The following is a 19,130-nucleotide window of genomic DNA, read 5'->3' as shown; positions in this document are numbered from 1 at the left end:
ATTTTCTGTTATTCGATCGTACTCACCTTAATCATATTCGTCCGCCCCTTTTTTGCAATTGGCATACCCGTCGCAATTATTGCACGGTCATCTTTATTTACCAGTCCATGATTTTTGAGATGTTCTTCCATCAACTTCACACTTTTATCCGTATCAAATATTTCATCAATTTTTATGGGTTGCACGCCCCAAACCATTCCCAGCTGCTTACGCACTTCATCGCTCTCGGTGAATGCAACAATTGGAACCCGCGGCCTAAACTTGGCAATACGTCGAGCGGTACTTCCGGAATGTGTAATCGTACTGATAACTTTTGCATCCACATTTTCAGCCAACATAACACAAGAATAGGCCAGGGATTCAATTACCTGTTTCTCTTTCCATTCAGGCTTGCGATACTCCAAACTGTTGTAGATGTGATCAGCATCTTTCTCTACCAAGCCACAAATTTTATCCATTGTTTTAACCGCTTCCACGGGGTAATCTCCAGCAGCCGTTTCACCGGAAAGCATCACCGCATCGGTGCCATCAAGTACAGCATTCGCTACATCTGAGCTTTCAGCACGTGTTGGCCGTGGGTTTTCGATCATCGAGTCGAGCATTTGTGTAGCGGTAATGACCGGTTTCCCCGCCTGGCGGCACTTATCAATAATATTTTTTTGCACCATCGGCACCCGTTCACTGGCAATTTCGATCCCGAGATCACCCCGGGCAACCATGATACCGCTGGACTCTTCGATGATATCATCGATAACTGTTATGGCTTCGGGCTTCTCGATCTTTGCAACAATACCGGCGTTGGAACCTTTCGCCCGCACCCTCGAAATAACCTCCTGGATATCATCAGCAGAACGCACAAAGGACATAGCTACATAATCAACCCCTTGCGAAACTGCATATTCAAGATCTTTAATATCCTTTTCGGTGAGTGAAGACATCGACAAATCCACATCCGGCAAATTGAGCCCTTTGCGCGACTTTAACAATCCACCGACCACCACCTGTGCCACCAATGATGATTCATCCTTTTTGATCACCTTGAGCTCAAGCAATCCATCATCTATTAATAATCGATTCCCTTCCACGGCATCGTTGATCAATCCCTTATAATCAACGGGAATTGTTTCAGAAGTCCCTTCGATATCTTCTGTTGTTAGTGTAACATAGTCTCCGGTCTCTACCTCCTGTCCTCCATCTTTCATCGTACCAATGCGTATTTTCGGACCCTGCAAATCCGCTAAAATCGGCAGACTAACCCCATAGCGATCAGCTACTTTTCTAACATTCCGGATGACTTTGCCATTTTCTTCGTGCGTGCCGTGAGAAAAGTTAATCCGGGCAATATTCATCCCATTTCTCACCAGTTTATCAATTTTTTCCTCTGTATTACTACTGGGGCCAAGGGTGCAAACAATTTTTGTTCGGCGTTCGCTAATACTCATTTAACTCTGTTCTTTTTACTGTAAAATTATCTTTCTAAATACGCTGAGAAATGTTTTGCCGTATATAATAGTTTTATATAAAAACGTATCAATGTATGAAATTATAACTATAAACGTTATCGGATATATATAACTCTATAATACAGAACTAATACTTTAAAAGTTTTAAGCAATTGGTATATTAAATTTCGGATACTGTGTTAGTTTTCCCAATATCTTTTAACCGTATCTTTTATGAACTCATTTATACAAAAAACGTGGTTTCTTAAATACCTTTTAATCCTTGTCATTTTTGGGTTAATGGGATGTGCCAAATCTATGAACCCGGATATTGAGCGCGGATCGGACTATAATTTCAGGGATGGATATCCGGAAGTTCGTTTTTCTGCCATCGGTTTAATCGACAATGAGGGAGATCCTAAAATCGATATTGCAGCTGATATTGTATTGGGAAGCCTTATATATAATAAAGAGGGGGACAAATATATTTCTAACCTAACTATCGATGTTCAAATTATTAACCAAACGAATCCTGATAATGTTATCGGATCCAAACAGTACGAAATTGATATCGAAAAAGAAGATCCCGATATCGTTTACAGCCAACAAATTCACACCTTTGTAGAAGAAATTGAAGTGGAGCCGGGACGATACACTATTAATTTCACTCTTACTGATCAAAGTTCGGATAAAAAAATAACCCACTCCACAGAAACCTACCTTCCGAATCCCGAAAGCAATGTATCCAACCTTACAAATATTCGGATGGAAGGGAAAAATATGAGTGCAGAAGATCCTTCCTGGTCCACTATTACAACTTATGATGTGCCGGGACGCGTGGACTCACTGAAATTTGTTTTCCAGGTTACCAATAACAATTCCAGCGAACCGCTAATCATAGATTCTCAACTGCTTCACTTCGAATCGGATACGTCTTATGCCCGACCCATGCACTTTAATAATTACAGTCCCTCGAGCATACAATACAAAGGTATTGATTACAACAAAGAAGAAGTTATCCAATCTACCCAGCGTAAATTAATAGAGCCGGGAAATGTATTAATTGAATTTACCTTTGGGAATCAACAGCGTGGGAACTACCGGTTTGAAGTGCAGACTAACATCTCTTCTGAGGAAGATGGCGAAGCCTATAAAGCGCGTGATTTTGCAGTCAAGAGTAAAAACTATCCCTCCATAAAATCAGCTCGTGAATTGGCCCGGCCCCTCATTTATATAATGCGCGAGAAGGAATACGAAAAATTAATGGCTATTAATGATTCTGACTCGCTTAAAGCTGCTGTCGACCGATTTTGGCTGCGAAATATCGGTAATAAGAGTCGCACTAAAAGCGTTCTTAAGAAATATTATAACCGGGTAGAAGAAGCCAATAAGCAGTTTTCAAATTTTAAAGAGGGCTGGAAAACAGATCCGGGCATGATGTATATTCTTTTAGGTCCACCTTGGTATGTAGATGAACGATTAGACCAGATGTATTGGTCGTACTCATATAATCGATCTGATCCGCAACGAAATTTTTATTTCTTTGAGCCACGGAATAAAACAGAATTTTTTCCATTTAATCATTATATCCTAAGGCGTTCGCAATCGTACTTTAATCTCCAGTACCAGCAAGTTGAATTGTGGTTGTCGGGATCTATTATGCAACGAAGCCTGTAGATAAAGTTATCTGCTTGTTAATTGATAAATAGAAAAACCCGGCTTGGGGGCACTTCTTTTAAAAACCAGGGCTATGGTAAAAATAAGAAGGTTTTCCCAAGTCGGGTTACTCTATTATATAAGGGTACTGCCATACACCAAACATTTATGTTATAAGCTGTGATATAACGTTATCAATGGATTCAAACACAAAAACTTCTGTTCATTAAACAAGGGTTCCTTCCCATGAGGGGAAGGAACCCTTGTATTACAGCGTTGTGATGAAGGTTATTAATTTACGGAAGAGGCATCAGCAACATCCCAGAATAGATGTGTACCGGTCTCGTCACCGCCAATAGCCGATGCCGCTTCTTGCCAGTTGGCCTGGTTTAAGTTCTGTTCATCAATGGGGTACGTAAAGCGAACAGGGATATCATCCTCTTCACTAATGGTAGCTGCTACATTAAATGTAGGATGGTCAAATCGCCGCCAGTCTATCCAGCCCTGCAGACCTTGCAAGTAAAGTCCAAACCATTTTTGTTCGGCAATCGCTTTAAGTTGATCTTGCTGCGACCCCGTAACTGGATATGGGGCTTGGTTGGTATAGTAATCGGTAATTTCGCTATCACTGATACCAGATCCTGATGATACCTCATATCGGGTTCTCGCATTATCCCAATACTCCATATCAGCTCTTATAGCATTATTATAATGCTGTTGAGCCTGAGCGGTCGTACCATCAAGCCAGCCTCGGGCATTGGCTTCGGCACGAATGAACTCTATTTCGTCGTAACCCAAAATCACTCCTTCGAAATCTTCGATACGAATAACGTCACCTATTTGAGAATAAGCATTGGGGGTATTCTGATAGCCATATTCTGCACCAGAGTACCCTCCGTCAGGATCTTCGGTAAAATGCAATGCTAATCGAGGATCATCGTAGTTTTTCATTAAATCGATTAGCGTATTCGAAGGAGCAAAGTCGTTACGGCCACTTTGCACAAGGTCTTCCCACAGAGGGTTCTGTGTTTGCCCCAAGTGGAACTGCATTACTGCGTTATCTGCATTCGATTGAAAAGCATTGGGATCAGCATCTTCAATAATTGCTTGCGGATCAATATCTGCTGGCGGATTATCAGCAACCGTAATTGCCAACCTCATTCGTAACGAATGTGCTAATTTAATCCAGGAGTCAGTATCCCCACTGTAGAATACATCTTCGCTACTAGAGAAAGATGTAGCTCCCGGATTTGCATTTAGATCACTAATCGCCGTATCTAACCGCTCTAAAAGATCAGCATATACCGTTTGCTGTCCATCATATGCAGGTGAAGGATTATCCCCATTCAACGCTTCGGTATATGGAATATCACCAAACGTAGTAACCAAATTATAATAGGTCATTACCCTGACGATTTCCATAATGGCAATTTTAACTGTTCGTTCATCTTCTTCCATGAACTCATCAGCCTTAATTTGTGCTTCCGCTTCCTTTAAGTCATTAAGTATATCCCGGTAATGTATTGTCCAGACATTGGAAGGAATCGTACGACCGGTTAAATCATACTGCGACTCATCAGGATAAGTGTTTTGAGCCCAATATTGACTCATCAGGTTAAAGATGTTCGTATTTACATTAATGCTGTACAAATACTGTCCAAGCTCAACTTGTGCATTTGTAAACAGCTGTTCTCCCGGTGCCTCAGACGTGCCTTTAGGATCCTCATCTAAATTTGTAAGATCGTCTTGACACGAACTGAGTACCAGTGCAAAAACTATAACAGGTAATAGTAGTTTTCTCATAGTATTCAATCCTAAAACTCAAGTTTCAAATTAAATGTTACATTCCGGGTAGCAGGATAAACAGCCCCTTGATAACCCTGCACGTTACCCGCGGCAATCCCTTGCTCGGGATCAGCGTGCGGAATGTTTTTGTGCATAATCCACAAGTTTTTACCGATCGCAGAAACCGATGCCCCTTTTACAGGACCAATTCGGTCAATCATATTCTGTGGAAATTCATAGGTTAGCCCCACTTCACGAAGCTTTACATAACTACCGTCATAAATGAAATGCGCAGCAGGATTTCTAACCCAGCCAAAAGCACCAAGATAGTTTGTTGCAGGTGCTCTGGTCTCATTAACAGAGCCGTCTGCATTGTAACCATCCAGGATTACGCCTCCGCTATCATTGCCACCTGTAACGGGTGCTCGCTTGGGATTACCTAAGTCGTTTAATCCGGCGGTTATTGGATACATTCCTGTACCCTGTCCATAGTATTGGTCGAGCGAGAAAATATCGCCTCCCCATCGGACATCTACCAAAAAGTTCAATGTCCAATTTTTATAGTTTAGACGGTTTGAAATACCACCGGTCCAATCAGGGTTCATATTACCGATAATATGGTTCGTGGATGTAGTACTTTCATAGAAACCTGAGGTCTCATCAACAAGACGTTTTCCGCCGTTTTCACTCCAGGATTCGTTATCAAGGTTCATATAATCAGATCCACGGATAGCACCGTAAGGTTCCCCTTCTGCGGCACTTATGGTTACATCACCCTGAGGGCTGGCTAACTGGTAATTTGAAATACCTGGCGACAACTCTTTTACCTCATTAATGTTTTTATTCCAATTCACATCAATAGTCCAGGCAAAATTACGTGTTGTAACAGGACGTCCGGTTACAGACACCTCCCAACCACGATTCTCAACATTTCCAGCATTTACATACTGCCGAGAGTAACCAGACGATCTTGAAACCTCCGCAGCCAAAATCTGATTGATCGTATTTTGATCGTAGTAATTCACATCAAAATTTATACGATCTCCAAATAGTCCCATCTGTATTCCGGCTTCCCAACTTTTGGTACGCTCCGGTTTCAGATCGGGATTATTTTGCACATGAGGTACCGAGTACCGCGTGCTGGCACCGGCATTTTCAACACGGTCAAAGGTTTCCACAATGCTGTGCGGAGGCGCTGTGTTACCTACCTCTGCCCAGCTACCGCGAATTTTACCAAAGGATAACCAGTCAGCATCTACAAATTCACTAAAGGTGAACCCGGTAGATACTGATGGATAATAATACACGTTTTCACCCTCAGGTAAGCTTGACGCTCGATCGCGTCGACCGGTAGCTTCTACATTTATGAATCCACCATAACTAAGATTCATACTGGCAAAGAAACCATTAACACCAAGCTGTTCATTCGTTTCGTTCGGGAAGTTGATTGGACTAACAGAATTGTCCAAAGAATATAATCCCTCCACAACCAATCCTCCGTTTGTTGAGGCAGTGACGTTTTTTGAATGGTTGCGGCGAATATTCATACCAACTACACCGTCAATACGAAGGTCCTCATTTAACTGCTTTTGATAATTGGCAAGCAGATCGTAGTTGAATTCTGTAAAATTATAACGGCGCATTTCATAATTGGATACAGCCTGGCTGCCCTTATTAATACGTTCGTCAATAAATTGAGAATAGGTATCAATACTAACACGACCGGTAACATTTAACCAGTCGGCAAACTCATAATTAGCTTCAACATTCCCGAAGTAACGATCACGCTCATCCGTCTGGAAGTTCTCGTACCGTATCCAGTAGATGTTATCCCAATAATAGGGACTTTCGCCCAAAGCTCCGGGAGCCCAGTTCCATGTTTCGTTGGTGCGGTTACGAAAATACGCACTCCGCTGGTCTTCGATGTCTACAGCAGTATTCCACCACTGGCGGAACATACTCATTGTAGTGCCATATCCACGCTGAGGGCGTCCCTGTGTTTCAGTTTTGGAATATTGTATTTTCCCCGAAACCGAAAACTTGTCGCTGACATCGTATCCTGCCGCAAAGTTCAGCTTGTTTTTGTCCATCTTGCTGTTTGGCAAAATACCTGTCGTGTTATTCTGGTTATATCCCAGGTTGTAGTATCCCCCTTCGAAACCACCGTTAATCATGAAACTGTTGGTAAACTTCGTACCTGTTTCAAAGAAATCGATCGGAGTATTCTCAGGAGCTTGCCAGGAGGTGCTGGTCATATAATTAGGGCCCCCTTCCACAAAGGCATCCCACTGGTACACTTCCTGACCTTCAAACTTAGGTCCAAAAGAAGCATCATCATAAGGGTTACCGAGAACCTCATCACTACCATCTCCATTAATATCCAGTTGGGCAAACGAAGGGGCATATCCACCACCATATTCCATTTGATGATCCACAAAGGTATTATCATTCATCTTGCTGATGGTGGCGCTGGAATTAAACGTTACCTCAACCGGACGACTTCCTTTTTGACCGCCCTTGGTTTCGATCACAATCGCACCGTTCGATGCACGAGAACCATACAACGCTGCTGCTGCAGGACCCTTGAGCACATTTACCGATGCAATATTATCCGGATTTATGTCGAGTCCAGTATTACCATAATCATAACCAGCAAAACCTTCCTCAGTATCGGTATCATTGAATTCCTGGTTTGCGTATGGCACACCGTCAACAACAAACAGTACCTGATTATTACCGGTAATAGACTTGTATCCACGCATTACAATATTCGTGGAGCCGCCCAATCCACTACTTTCGCTTACTTTGAGCCCGGCAACACGCCCACTCAAGGACGATGCAAAATTATCATCGCGATTTTGGGAGATTATATCCCCGTCAACCTTTTGAGCTGAATACGACAGATCGTTCATGCTCTGCTCTACACCATATGCCGTTACCACAACATCTTCGAGTTGTTGGGTAGATGATGATAGCGGGATGTCAAGCGTGATTGTTGACTGATCAACGGTGACCTGCTGTTCGAACGTATCATACCCCACGAAGCTGGCGCGTACGGTGTATGTACCGTATTCGACCCCTTCGATTGTAAACTCACCCTGGGCGTTGGTAGCAGCTCCCCGCTGCAACTCAACAATAAAGACATTTACGCTGGGCAAAGTTTCGCCCGAACTTTGGTCGGTTACTGTACCTGTTATCGTCCCGGACTGCCCAAAGGCAGATCCAAACGAAACAAGACAAGCGATTACTATTAAAAGTAACTTTTTAAACATAGACTACCTCGTTTACTTATTGTTATAGTGAAACGGACCTATCTTGTGATACAGACAGGTGGTATTGACCGCCTGATTACATCAAGCGGACAACATGCGTAGCCCTGGTTTTTATAGATAAACTTGTGTTGAGCCCCATAAAGGTGGGGTAACGTTTATTATTTCGGAGCCCTGGTTTTAATTGCAAGAATGCTTGGGAGTATCCCTTGTCCCAAGTCGCTGCTAACCTTTTCAAAAATAGGTTTAAAATCAATGCCGGTGTTATAAAAAGTATTATTTTGAGATAAGCAGTTATAAAATATTCTGACCTGCTTAGGCCAGATAGAAACCTACTGTGTTTTAAATACTTGCGAGTTTTTTACTACCCTATATCATAAAGAAACGGTTAGTACACCCTTGGAGATTTCCTCACAGTTTTAAGAGCTTAATTACACCTGGGAACTGTCACGCTCCTTGAGGTCATACACAATGACGAGTTTTTCATGTGTGCAGCGCTGTTTAAGGTTGGCACTTATTATATAAAGTTCTGAGCGAGTTGTACTCTCGAACAACAACCACTTACCTCCGAGAACAGATATCTTCAGATCCAAAGACAAATACACCTGCCAAGTTTCCAAATCTAGCAGGGTGAATGCAGATCCCAATGTTTTTCGGGAGTACAACTCCCTCAGAAATTAGGACTAACTTGTCGACGAGCAGTATTAAACGTGGAAAACGACAGTTGCCCAATGTGGGCCAATACTTGGAACTCCTCTCCCAGCTGTCGCCAGAATCAGAGTGACAATGGGGAATAAACTTCTCTCACACTTTGCAATTACTGGCAGCTTCTCTTAAATATGGCTATGAATGTAACTCAACAAATCACTCCGAGGAATGAAACGACGAGGAGTATCAAGCGTGGGAAAAGGTAATCACCCTATGTTTTACTAATGAATTGTAATACCGTTTGAGACACCTCGCTACGCTCGGAGTGACAATCAGGGTATAGAGCTTTTTGTTCGCTTTGTCGTCACAGGCAGCTGCAACCAGAGAATAAAAATCACTATTCCTCTTCTGCTAAATCCCTCCATTTGGGATTCAGCCCCTCAATCAAAGCCACTTTTTTCTCGCGTCGCCAACCCTTAATCTCTTTTTCCCGTGCAATGGCTTTGCGTACATCCTGAAACTCTTCGTAGTAAACTAACCTGTGAATATTGTATCGTTTCGTGAAGCCATCATTTACTTTTTGCTTATGTTCTCGTACTCGTCTCGAGAGACTGTTAGTCATTCCAGTATATATCATCTTGGAAATGTTACTCATCATATAAACGTAATATTTGGGCATGATTTTTTATAGGTATGACCATTATTTCGGCTATTACTTACAAAGTATCTTAGGTGGCATTGTGGATGCAGAGGTGAAAATCTTGCCCTTTCTGTCACTCTGAAAAGCCTGCGACAAGGAGCATCAACCATAGAAACAGTAATACCACTTGAGACTCCTCACTGCGTTCGGAGTGACTTCTGTTGGTAATGGGTTATAGTTTGGATTTTGTCGTCACCAGCAACCTCGCTTGTGTAAGCCTCCAGAATAAAAAACCGCCCCCGTTCTGTCACTCCGAGGAATGAAATGACGAGGAGTATCAAACGTGGAAACAGGTAATTGCCATTATAAGGGGAGTGTCTGTCTCCTTACTATCTTAGAGAGTCTGTACTTATAAGGCCAGTGTCTATGCCCTTACTATCCTAAAGAGTCCGTCCTTATAATACCAATTTCTGTGTCCTTACTGTCTCAGACAGGCTATGCTTATAAGAGTAGCAAAGCAAAAAAATGAAGAAATCTCTGCAATATGACTATGGTCCCAAATAACCAAGGTATCAGTTATGCAATGTCGTACCCAAGTTATTTGAGGTACAGAGTAATAACATTGCATAATAATGTTGAACAAACATAGATCACTTAGCTGGCTCAAAACCCCCCTCCTTTAAACGAATAAGCCCGCCGGATTTCCCGGCAGGTTTATATATCACAAATAAAAAAAGCCGCCCCGAAATCGAGGCGGCTTTATCAATAAATTTACAGAAGAAAGGATTTATTAGTATCCCTCATTCTGAGTTACATTCGAATTGGCTCTTATCTCAGCATCTGGTATTGGCAGAGCTGCTCGATAAGTACCATAGTTTAACGTACCTCCTGTATTAGCTCGGTAAGAGCCGCTATCTCCCAAAGGAATATCACGACCGGTTCTCAACAGGTCATACAAACGATGACCTTCCATCGCTAATTCCAGACGACGTTCAGCCAATACATCATCACGCGTAACAGGCGCAGTGTAAGGAGAAGTACCTGTGTAACGCTCGTCGGTTAATCGACTCAATGCTTGGAATGCTGATTCCTGTGCACCCGTTCCACCGGCAGCAATCGCCTCAGCATAGTTTAAGATAACTTCAGCGTAACGAATTACGCGTACATTATCTGCACCTGTTTCATCAGTATATTTACCCAACATTCGGTATGCATCAAGTGTTCTTGGACCAAGCAGGGTTTCAACCTCGTCACCAGGCTCTCCATAGAGACCAAGGCGAACATCATCTGGTGCGTGAGCATTATACAGATCTTCGCTGACTTCTACATCACCGTAGTTTGTAGGTCGATAAATGCGTGCGATATTATCTGTACCCAACGCATCAGTATCAATAAAGGCGATTTCAAATAATGAAACCGGACCTTCACCTGATCCCCAGGTTTCTACCAGATCGCCAGCAGGAGTAACTGAAAAGTTACCACTATTAATTATTTCTTCGGCAATAGGAATTACCTGGTCATATTGACCGGTATAAAGGTAAAACCGTGTCTGCAAAGCACGAACAGCCCAGTAATTCAAAGAAGTTGAATTAAATGACCCTGGGTCTAACTGTTGTGCTGCTGTGTTAAGGTCAGACTCGATATTAGCCCACACATCAGCGATTGCATCCCGAGAAGGCGCAAATTGATCGCTATCAGCATAGGAAGTAACATACGGTACTCCATTAGAAGCATCTCCGCCACTTACATACTGTTGGCCAAAAGCCAACAATAAGTTCATATGAGAGAAAGCTCGAAGTGCATATGCTTCGCCTTTTATTTCTGATACACCGTCACCTTCCAATTCAGCACCGATTGCCAAATTAGCAGTTCCGATTGCTTCGTAAAAAACCTGCCAAACACCGGATGCATAGCCGCTGTTCACAGTAAAGATCATCTGGTCTTGCACTACAAAACGCCCTGAATTACCATTTGAGAAGGCGTTGTCAGACATCACATCGCCGGATACATAAAAGTCCCGACCATATAACTCCACATCATTAAGGTAGTCATAGCCACCATTTACTACAGCTTGTAGGTCATCGACAGATTGGATAACCGTTTCTGTAGGTTTGTTCTGGTCAACAGAAGGCGATACGAAATCATCGCAACCACTGCTAACCCCTGCTACAACGAGCAGTGCTAATAAAAATTTAGTTATGTTCTTCATTATAAATTCTTTTAGAAATTAGCTTTAACTCCGAAAGTAAGTGTCCGCATAGGCTGAGCACTCAAATCAGTGAATCCATCAGCTTTCTGCTCCGGATCCCAGTGCAGATCGTCATCAAACATGTGTGTCCACAGGTTACGACCGGTGAAATACACACTTGCAGATTTCAACCCAATATTTTCCAAGTATCGAGGTGGGATATTATATCCAACGTTAAGTGATTTCAAACGCACATGGTCCCCATCATATAAATAGCGAGAAGAGGTATTATAAGCGTTATTATTACCACCTAAAATAGGTCTCGGATTAGCTGCGTCCGTATTTTCCGGAGTCCAATAGTCGAGTGCTGTTGCATATTGACCAAAAGCACCAGCTACACGCCCATCTGATTTCATGTAAAACGCCCAGTTGTCATAGATTTTATAATCAAATGAAAAACTGAGGTTTGCCTGTGCATAAAACCCAAACACATTAACCCGGGTGTTAATACCACCGAATTGGTTAGGTTGTGCATTTGCATCTTGGTAATATCGATCGGCTTCGTTATACGTGTTTGTTGTCGTACGTCCTCCGTTACCGTCATCCATATACCACAATGGATCTCCGTTATCGGGATTAACACCGGCCCATTCTCTCATGAACCAAGCATCAACTTCATATCCCTCAACTCCACGATAGCGTGTTCCTGTGGTTAACTCAATAGGATCACCATTCAGGTCAAGAGGTAATTCAGTAACTTCATTTTTAATAAGTGACAAGTTACCGCCCAGATTCCAACTGAAATCACGGGTGTTGATAATACTTGCATCAAGTTCAATCTCAAACCCTTGATTGTAGAGCTCACCACCGTTGATAATCTGTGATGTGTGCCCAGTTGTACGGGAAAGCGGGACATTAAACAACAGATCACGACTATCTTTACGGAAGAAGGTCACCGACCCATCAATTCTATCAATGAGCTCGAACTCAAGAGCAATATCGAGTGAATTTGCTTTCTCCCATGTCAAACCAGAATTACCCAGTTGCTCTAACTGGATATTGGGTCGTCCATTATAAGCACCAAATCCAACAAGGCGCTGATAATTGTTAAGCCCAATATCAGCATTACCGGTAACACCATAAGAGGCTCTAACCTTTAAGTAACTAAGCCAGTCGAGATTCTGAATAAATTCTTCTTCAGAAAGAATGTAACCGGCACCTACCGACCAGAATGTACCCCATCGCTCTTCTTCAGAAAAACGAGAGTTCCCTTCGCGTCGTAAACTTAAATCGGCAATTATTTTATCATTAAAGGTATAATTAACCAAGCCGGTAAACGACTGTACGGCCCAATCTTCTGTAGATCCACCGACAAATTGTGGCGAGGCAGTTGTATTTAGGTTGTATAAATTCTCATAACCTACTCTTTCACCGTAAGCCTCCATGTAGTACTCATTATTTTTCTGGCTTTCAGAGATCAACCGAACATCAAATACACTTCCTTCCGTAGGCTGGAAAACATAATTCAAGTTATTTCGCCACACGTAATTGAAGTTTCGATTGATAATATCATCAACGGCTCCGCCTATATCAGCACCATCACCGTAATTGAGGTTATCATAGTACTTTTCTTCCGTCAAGATATAGTCAATAGAAAAGTTAGTTCTAAATGACAGGTTTTCTAAGATCTGGATATCCAGTGTAGAATTGTTGATAACCCTGGAATTACGTTTACGGTCGATGTCATTCTGCTGAGTGTACACCGGATTAAATATTGATGTTCCAAAATTATCAATATTTGGTGAACCGTCTTCATTAAAGGCTTCAACTGTTGGAGGAATGAAATATTCAGCCAAAACAGGACTACCGAAATACCCGGCTCCCTCAAGAACACCATCTTGCTCTACGAAAGAACCCGTAAAGTTATTGGTGAAAGTAACTCTTTCGTCGAATTGGTGATTGATATTAAACTTACCGGAATAGCGATCTAACTGAGAACCGATATATGCACCAGTCTGTTCAAAAATACCTCCTGAAGCATAGAACTGCGTTTGTTCATTACCACCCTGGGCAGAAAGATTATACTGCTGCGTAACGGCATCATCTCGGGTAACGATATCTCCCCAATTAGTACCTGTTCCTTCCTGATCCCAAAAAGCAGATGGTGGAAAATTGAATCCCGCATTCTGATACGCTGTAGCTGAATATTCAGCCCATTCTTGTGCATTCATAGCACCGGGCCCATCAACAGCACGGTTACTCCAGCCACGCTTCATATCAACAGTGTATGTAACATCGCTGGCAGAACCACTTTTCGTTTCAATCACAATTACACCGTTAGATCCACGTGCACCGTAGGGAGCGGTAGAAGCGGCATCTTTTAATACTGTAATCGACTTAATATCAGATGGGCTTAAGTTGGACATCAAACCAAGAGAACTCGTTGCAGTAGAAGTGAGATTATCATCACCGCTGACAACAGGAACTCCGTCAATTACATATAGTGGTTGCGTACCTGCATTAATAGAACTAATTCCACGAATGCGTACGTCTTGTGCCGCACCGGGTGTACCAGTAGAGGCAGAAATATTCGCGCCGGTTATTGAGCCTTCCATTGCCTGATCAATAGACGTTACCGGAATGTCCGCAAAATCATCAGAACTGACTTGAGAAACAGACCCAGTAAAGTTACGTGATGAATACTCACCATAACCGGTTACGACAACATCGCCTAATTCGGCAACATCGGTTTCCATTTCGACATCAATGGTTGTTCGACCATTAATTGGAATTTCTTGCTGAACATAGCCAACAAAGGAGAACCTTAACACACCATCGGATGGCGCTTCAAGTTCGTACGTCCCGTCGGGAGCCGTTGCGGTTCCCCGGTTTGTGCCTTGTAGCATAACTGTAACTCCCGGTAGCGGTTCGCCGTCTTCAGCTGACACAACAGTACCAGAAACGGTAACGTCTTGCGCCACTGCCGAAGAGACAAACAGAAAACCGAAAGCACATACTAATAGAGATAGTACCTTCAACTTCATAATTAGATAGTTTTGGATTAGATGATTAGCCCTCAAATGCCGCCGTCACAAAAACTTATTGTTTCAGCCCTTGTAGAAACAACAACATCGGAAGGAGTTTATTGGTGTTAAGATGTATTGATGGATCAACACATCTTAATTTCTCGTTGAAATTTGTTTGAATGAGCAACCTTAATAAAACTAATAGCCTTAAATACCAAACGTTTAAATATATTTTCTGTAAATTTATATTGTCTCAAAGAAATGTAAATTACTAACGCTATACTTTTCAACATTAATAATTCCCCAACTACTTATCAACTAAAAATTTTGTGATTCTTATCCCTGTTGTTAAGTTGAATCAACAATATCCCTAGTATCTTTAAAAAGTTAAGTTCTTCCAACCGCAATCATACCATTATGCTCAACTCATTGCGAACCGTTTTACTTTTCTTAACATTTGGCGGACTACTGTTCTTAGTAAGCTGCAAATCCAGCAAAATTGATACTACACAGCAGGGATCCAATTATACCTACAAAGTCGGACATCCCGAATTGCGCATTAGTGCTTTTGGGTTTATTGATCAGGAACAGGGACCTACATTGGAAATTACTGCAGAAATTGTAAAGGGAAGCTTGGTTTACAGCCAACAAAATGATTCTCTTACGGCAAATATTGCCGTAGATATTCAAATTGTTGATCAAGAAAATGGCGAAAATATCAATGAAAGCCAGCGCTTTACTAAGTCCGTTACCAGCAGTAATGAGAATATCACCAGCAGCCGCGAAACCGTAACTCTTAACTATTCTCAACAGGTTTCTCCCAGCAAATACAAAGTATCCGTTACGGTCACCGATTTAAACTCTAAACGCCAGCTTACTCAAACCTCTGAAACCTTTATTCCAGAAACAGATGAGGGCGAATTTACGATCAGCAATATTCAAATGTATGGCAAAGAAATTGGCTCTTCTTGGGCTCCCATTACCGGTTATGATGTGCAAGGCAGTGTAGATTCATTGCGATTTGTATTTCAGGTTATCAGCCCGCAAACAGAGCGCCGCTTGACGATTGGCAGTCGCCTCGTTGAGTTTAAATCGGATACCGGGCTACCACGATCAATGACCCGAAATAATTACAGCTCCTCATCAATTGAGTACAAAGGAATTGATTTTGATCGCCAAACGGAAATACAATCCACGCGCCGCGTTCTCTCTGATTATAGCAGTGTGTTTGTCGAGTACAAATTTGCCAATCAAAACCGTGGTAACTATCGCTTTGAAGTAACAACCAAGAAAGAAGGGGATGAAGATGAGCAGTTTAACGGACGGGCTTTTGGCGTAAAAAGCCCGAATTTTCCGGCCGTCGAAAATATCCATGAATTAGCCCGCCCCCTGGCCTATCTGATGGATTCGAAGCAATATGAATCTCTTATGGAAATTTCCGACAAAGATTCCTTAAAACAAGCTATTGATCGCTTTTGGTTAAAAAATATTGGCAACAAGCAAAAAACACGGAGCGTAATTGAGTTGTATTATACCCGGGTTGAGCAAGCCAACAAAATGTTTTCGAATTTTAAGGAGGGATGGAAAACTGATCGCGGCTTGATATACGTCTTGTTCGGTAACCCTTTTTATACGAGGGATCGCCTCAGAACACTCACCTGGCATTACTCCTATAACCTTGAAGATCCGGAATACCGCTTTCAATTCGTCCAACCAAAACTGAATAACAAGTTTTATCCTTTCGACCATTATTTACTACAGCGGCAAAGCTACTATCACAGCAGAAGATACATCCAGCGTGATCTTTGGCTGAGCGGACGTATCCTGCAGCGACGAATTTAAATATTGGATAAGTTACAAAGTAACAGAGTTAAGAAATAGCTAAATAAGCGGTTATTGTTTTAGTTTAAAGAGAGAAATTGAGGATGAGATAACTTTGTCACCTTGTCTCTTTGCCATAGTCTTGAGAGAGTTGTACTCTCGATCAACTATTTATAGCCCTTCCTTTCGGGAGTGCAACTCCCTCTAAACTAAAAGAGAACTAAGATCGAGAAAAGTTTGTAACCTTGTCTCTTTGTTACTTTGCCACTTAACATTATCACACAATACTTCGGGGAATACGAGACGGGATCTGTACCAGCACCTCATAATTCATGTTATTCCGCATCTCACTAAAAGAAGAAACCGTTATCTCCTGCTCTCCCTGATGACCGATAATAACCACCTCATCTCCCTTTTTAACATCAGGTATATCCGTAACATCCACCGTTAGCAAATTCATATTTACCAATCCCGCCACGGGAGCACGTTTACCATTCACCAATACAATACCCACATTTGTTAAATTGCGTGCAAATCCATGGGAATATCCAATAGGTACAGAGGCAATGGTCTCATCACGACCTGTTAAATATGTATTCCCATATCCCACAAACTCCCCAGCCGGAACTTCCTTTGTGCTCATAACATGACTTTTCCAACTCAGCACCCGCTCCAGTGGATCTTTATGCTCTTTGTTAATATCCGGATACTTCTTCACAAAGTTCATATACGTTTCCCGGTTCGGCCAAAAACCATACTGTGCAATTCCAAAACGCACCATATCCATAATCGTTTCCGGATAATTTAGCGCCGAGGCTGAGCATGCGGTATGGTAATGTTTGGCTTCAATACCTTGATCTTCAAACCAAGAAGTGTATTCTTTAAAATTTTCGATTTGCTCTTTAATCCGCACAAAATTACCCACACTTTCGGCCCCTGCAAAATGGGTACATAATCCGTCCAGCTGCAGGTGTTTCCCATTGTTTTTAATAATACTAACCGCCTCTTTAAACTGTTCGCGCTCCAACCCCAGACGATTCATCCCGGTTTCGAGGTGGAGGTGAATCCGCGCCGGCTTTCCAATGCGCTCTGCTTCTTTAACAGCCCATTTCAAACGATCCAGCTCAAAAACAAAGAACGAAACATCGCGCTCGATAGCCCATCCCAATGCCTTGTTATTAATCATTCCCATAATCATGATATGAGTATCCTCCTCGGTACTTGCACGAGCCGCCTGACGGGCTTCATCAGAACTAAAAACCGAAAAATGACGAATGCCACACTTTTCTGCCATGGGCACAAAGTGACCTATCCCGTGTCCATAAGCATTTCCCTTAATGACTGAGCTAAACACTGTGTCTTTACCAATGTAATCCTTCAAAAAAGTGAAGTTTTTCTCAAAGGCTTCTTTGCTTAACTCAATCCATGAAGGATATAACTCGTTATTCATGACCTGTCAATCGCTTCGTTTATAATTTGTATGAACATTGAAATGCCGGTAGTAATAATTTCATCAGGAAAATCATAGGTCTGAGCATGCAATGCCGGATGATTTTTACCGGCCCCCAATCCAAACATTCCTCCCTTATGCTCACTTGTAAAATGACCGAAATCTTCTGACCAGCTAAACGGCTCCTTTTTGCGATGAATTTCCCTTCTAACTTTACTGGCTGCGGCTTCAATAATCTGCACGGCCTCAATATTATTCACTGTGGCAGGAAATTCCTCGACCCAATCAACGTCAATCCCCAAATTAAAGGTATCGGCGTATCCTTCTGCTATTTGGATACAGTGATCCTTAAGCTTTGTCAACAGCTGATCATCGTAGGTTCTCAGCGTCGCCATTACGGTACCGTCACCCGGTGAGGTTCCGAAAGCGCGTTCTCCCAACGCGGCATGAATAACCGTCACTTTTGCTGACTTCTCCAATGGTACCTGAAACTGTGGTGCCGCTGAAAATGCCTGAATGGTTTGTGCCACTGCCAGCGCGGGACTATTGCCCTCTTCGGGATGGGCTGCATGAGCTGTCGCCCCATCAAAGCGGACAATCAAGCCTACCGAGGCTGCAGCAAAAGTATTATTTTTTACAATAATCCGGTGTTTCTGAAAACCCGGCAAGTTATGAAGGGCAAAAAAGTAATCAGGAGCCAACCCCGCAAATTTTGAATCGTTGATCACACGCTGTGCCCCTTCCCCGGTTTCCTCAGCCGGTTGAAACAGCAGGGTCACCTTTCCCGCTCGCGGACGCCGCTTTCCCAAAAGCTTCGCCACACCCGCAACGATGGCCATATGTCCATCATGGCCACACTTATGACCTACGCCATTTTTTTTAGATTGATAATCGGCTTCAATATTATCTGATATGGGCAACCCGTCCAGCTCGCAACGAATCAACAGGTGCGGGCCGAGCTCTTCGGAACCATACGTTGCCAATAAACCCTGTCCCCCAACATTTGTTTGTAATTCATCGGGATTGGTAGCTGATAAAAAATCAGCGATAATTTCTGCTGTTTGCTGCTCTTCTCCCGATACCTCAGCCGAAGCATGCAACCGATGGCGTAACTTTATTAGTTCGGGCAAATGTGCTTCTATGTTGAAATTGAAGGGCATCCCGGAAATTCCTAAATCACAATTTATGCAAGGCACAATTAGTGG

At 42.5% G+C, this 19,130-nt stretch carries 10 protein-coding genes; 2 read left to right on the top strand and 8 right to left on the bottom strand.

Translation table 11 applies throughout. From position 1 onward, the window contains the following. Positions 1-8: 8 nt before the first annotated feature. Positions 9-1,442, bottom strand: coding sequence for a pyruvate kinase (gene pyk / locus ACT3IB_RS11445; protein ID WP_491539152.1), 1,434 nt, complete (start codon positions 1,440-1,442; stop codon positions 9-11). Between the two features lie 234 nt (positions 1,443-1,676). On the opposite strand from pyk, the gene ACT3IB_RS11440 reads away from it, so the two are divergent. Next, a complete protein-coding gene (locus tag ACT3IB_RS11440) occupies positions 1,677-3,119 on the top strand; it encodes a GWxTD domain-containing protein (RefSeq protein ID WP_491539151.1) in 1,443 nt (480 codons plus the stop codon). A 270-nt stretch (positions 3,120-3,389) separates the two neighbouring features. Here ACT3IB_RS11440 and ACT3IB_RS11435 read toward each other — a convergent pair whose 3' ends face one another. The 5 genes from ACT3IB_RS11435 to ACT3IB_RS11415 form a co-directional block, all read right to left on the bottom strand. Then, positions 3,390-4,901: a SusD/RagB family nutrient-binding outer membrane lipoprotein gene (locus tag ACT3IB_RS11435; protein WP_491539150.1), complete on the bottom strand. Its 1,512-nt coding sequence runs from the start codon at positions 4,899-4,901 to the stop codon at positions 3,390-3,392. 11 nt (positions 4,902-4,912) lie between these two features. Further along, positions 4,913-8,155: a SusC/RagA family TonB-linked outer membrane protein gene (locus tag ACT3IB_RS11430; RefSeq protein ID WP_491539149.1), complete on the bottom strand. Its 3,243-nt coding sequence runs from the start codon at positions 8,153-8,155 to the stop codon at positions 4,913-4,915. 1,042 nt (positions 8,156-9,197) lie between these two features. Next, positions 9,198-9,479 (bottom strand): GIY-YIG nuclease family protein, encoded by a 282-nt coding sequence (locus ACT3IB_RS11425; RefSeq protein WP_491539148.1) that lies wholly within the window; start codon positions 9,477-9,479, stop codon positions 9,198-9,200. A gap of 751 nt (positions 9,480-10,230) precedes the next feature. Then, complete coding sequence (locus ACT3IB_RS11420; RefSeq protein WP_491539147.1) at positions 10,231-11,649, bottom strand: RagB/SusD family nutrient uptake outer membrane protein; 1,419 nt, start codon at positions 11,647-11,649, stop codon at positions 10,231-10,233. Positions 11,650-11,660: 11 nt separating this feature from the next. Next, the gene (locus ACT3IB_RS11415) at positions 11,661-14,672 is read right to left on the bottom strand and encodes a SusC/RagA family TonB-linked outer membrane protein (protein WP_491539146.1); all 3,012 of its coding nucleotides are present in this window, start codon (positions 14,670-14,672) and stop codon (positions 11,661-11,663) included. Positions 14,673-15,071: 399 nt separating this feature from the next. Between ACT3IB_RS11415 and ACT3IB_RS11410 the strand changes: the two genes are divergently transcribed. Beyond that, the gene (locus ACT3IB_RS11410; RefSeq protein WP_491539145.1) at positions 15,072-16,496 is read left to right on the top strand and encodes a GWxTD domain-containing protein; all 1,425 of its coding nucleotides are present in this window, start codon (positions 15,072-15,074) and stop codon (positions 16,494-16,496) included. A gap of 256 nt (positions 16,497-16,752) precedes the next feature. Here the strand turns inward: ACT3IB_RS11410 and alr are convergent, their stop codons facing one another. Together alr and ACT3IB_RS11400 are read right to left on the bottom strand one after the other, a co-directional pair. After that, entirely contained in the window at positions 16,753-17,925 is a 1,173-nt protein-coding gene (gene alr, locus ACT3IB_RS11405) for an alanine racemase (protein ID WP_491539144.1), read from the bottom strand. Beyond that, on the bottom strand, positions 17,922-19,055 hold the full coding sequence (locus tag ACT3IB_RS11400; RefSeq protein ID WP_491539143.1) for an amidohydrolase: 1,134 nt from the start codon (positions 19,053-19,055) through the stop codon (positions 17,922-17,924). Before ACT3IB_RS11400 ends, alr begins: the two co-directional genes overlap by 4 nt. Positions 19,056-19,130: the final 75 nt, after the last annotated feature.

Source organism: Fodinibius sp. GM21 (assembly GCF_058386955.1).
This window is presented reverse-complemented; position numbering and strand designations above follow the sequence as displayed.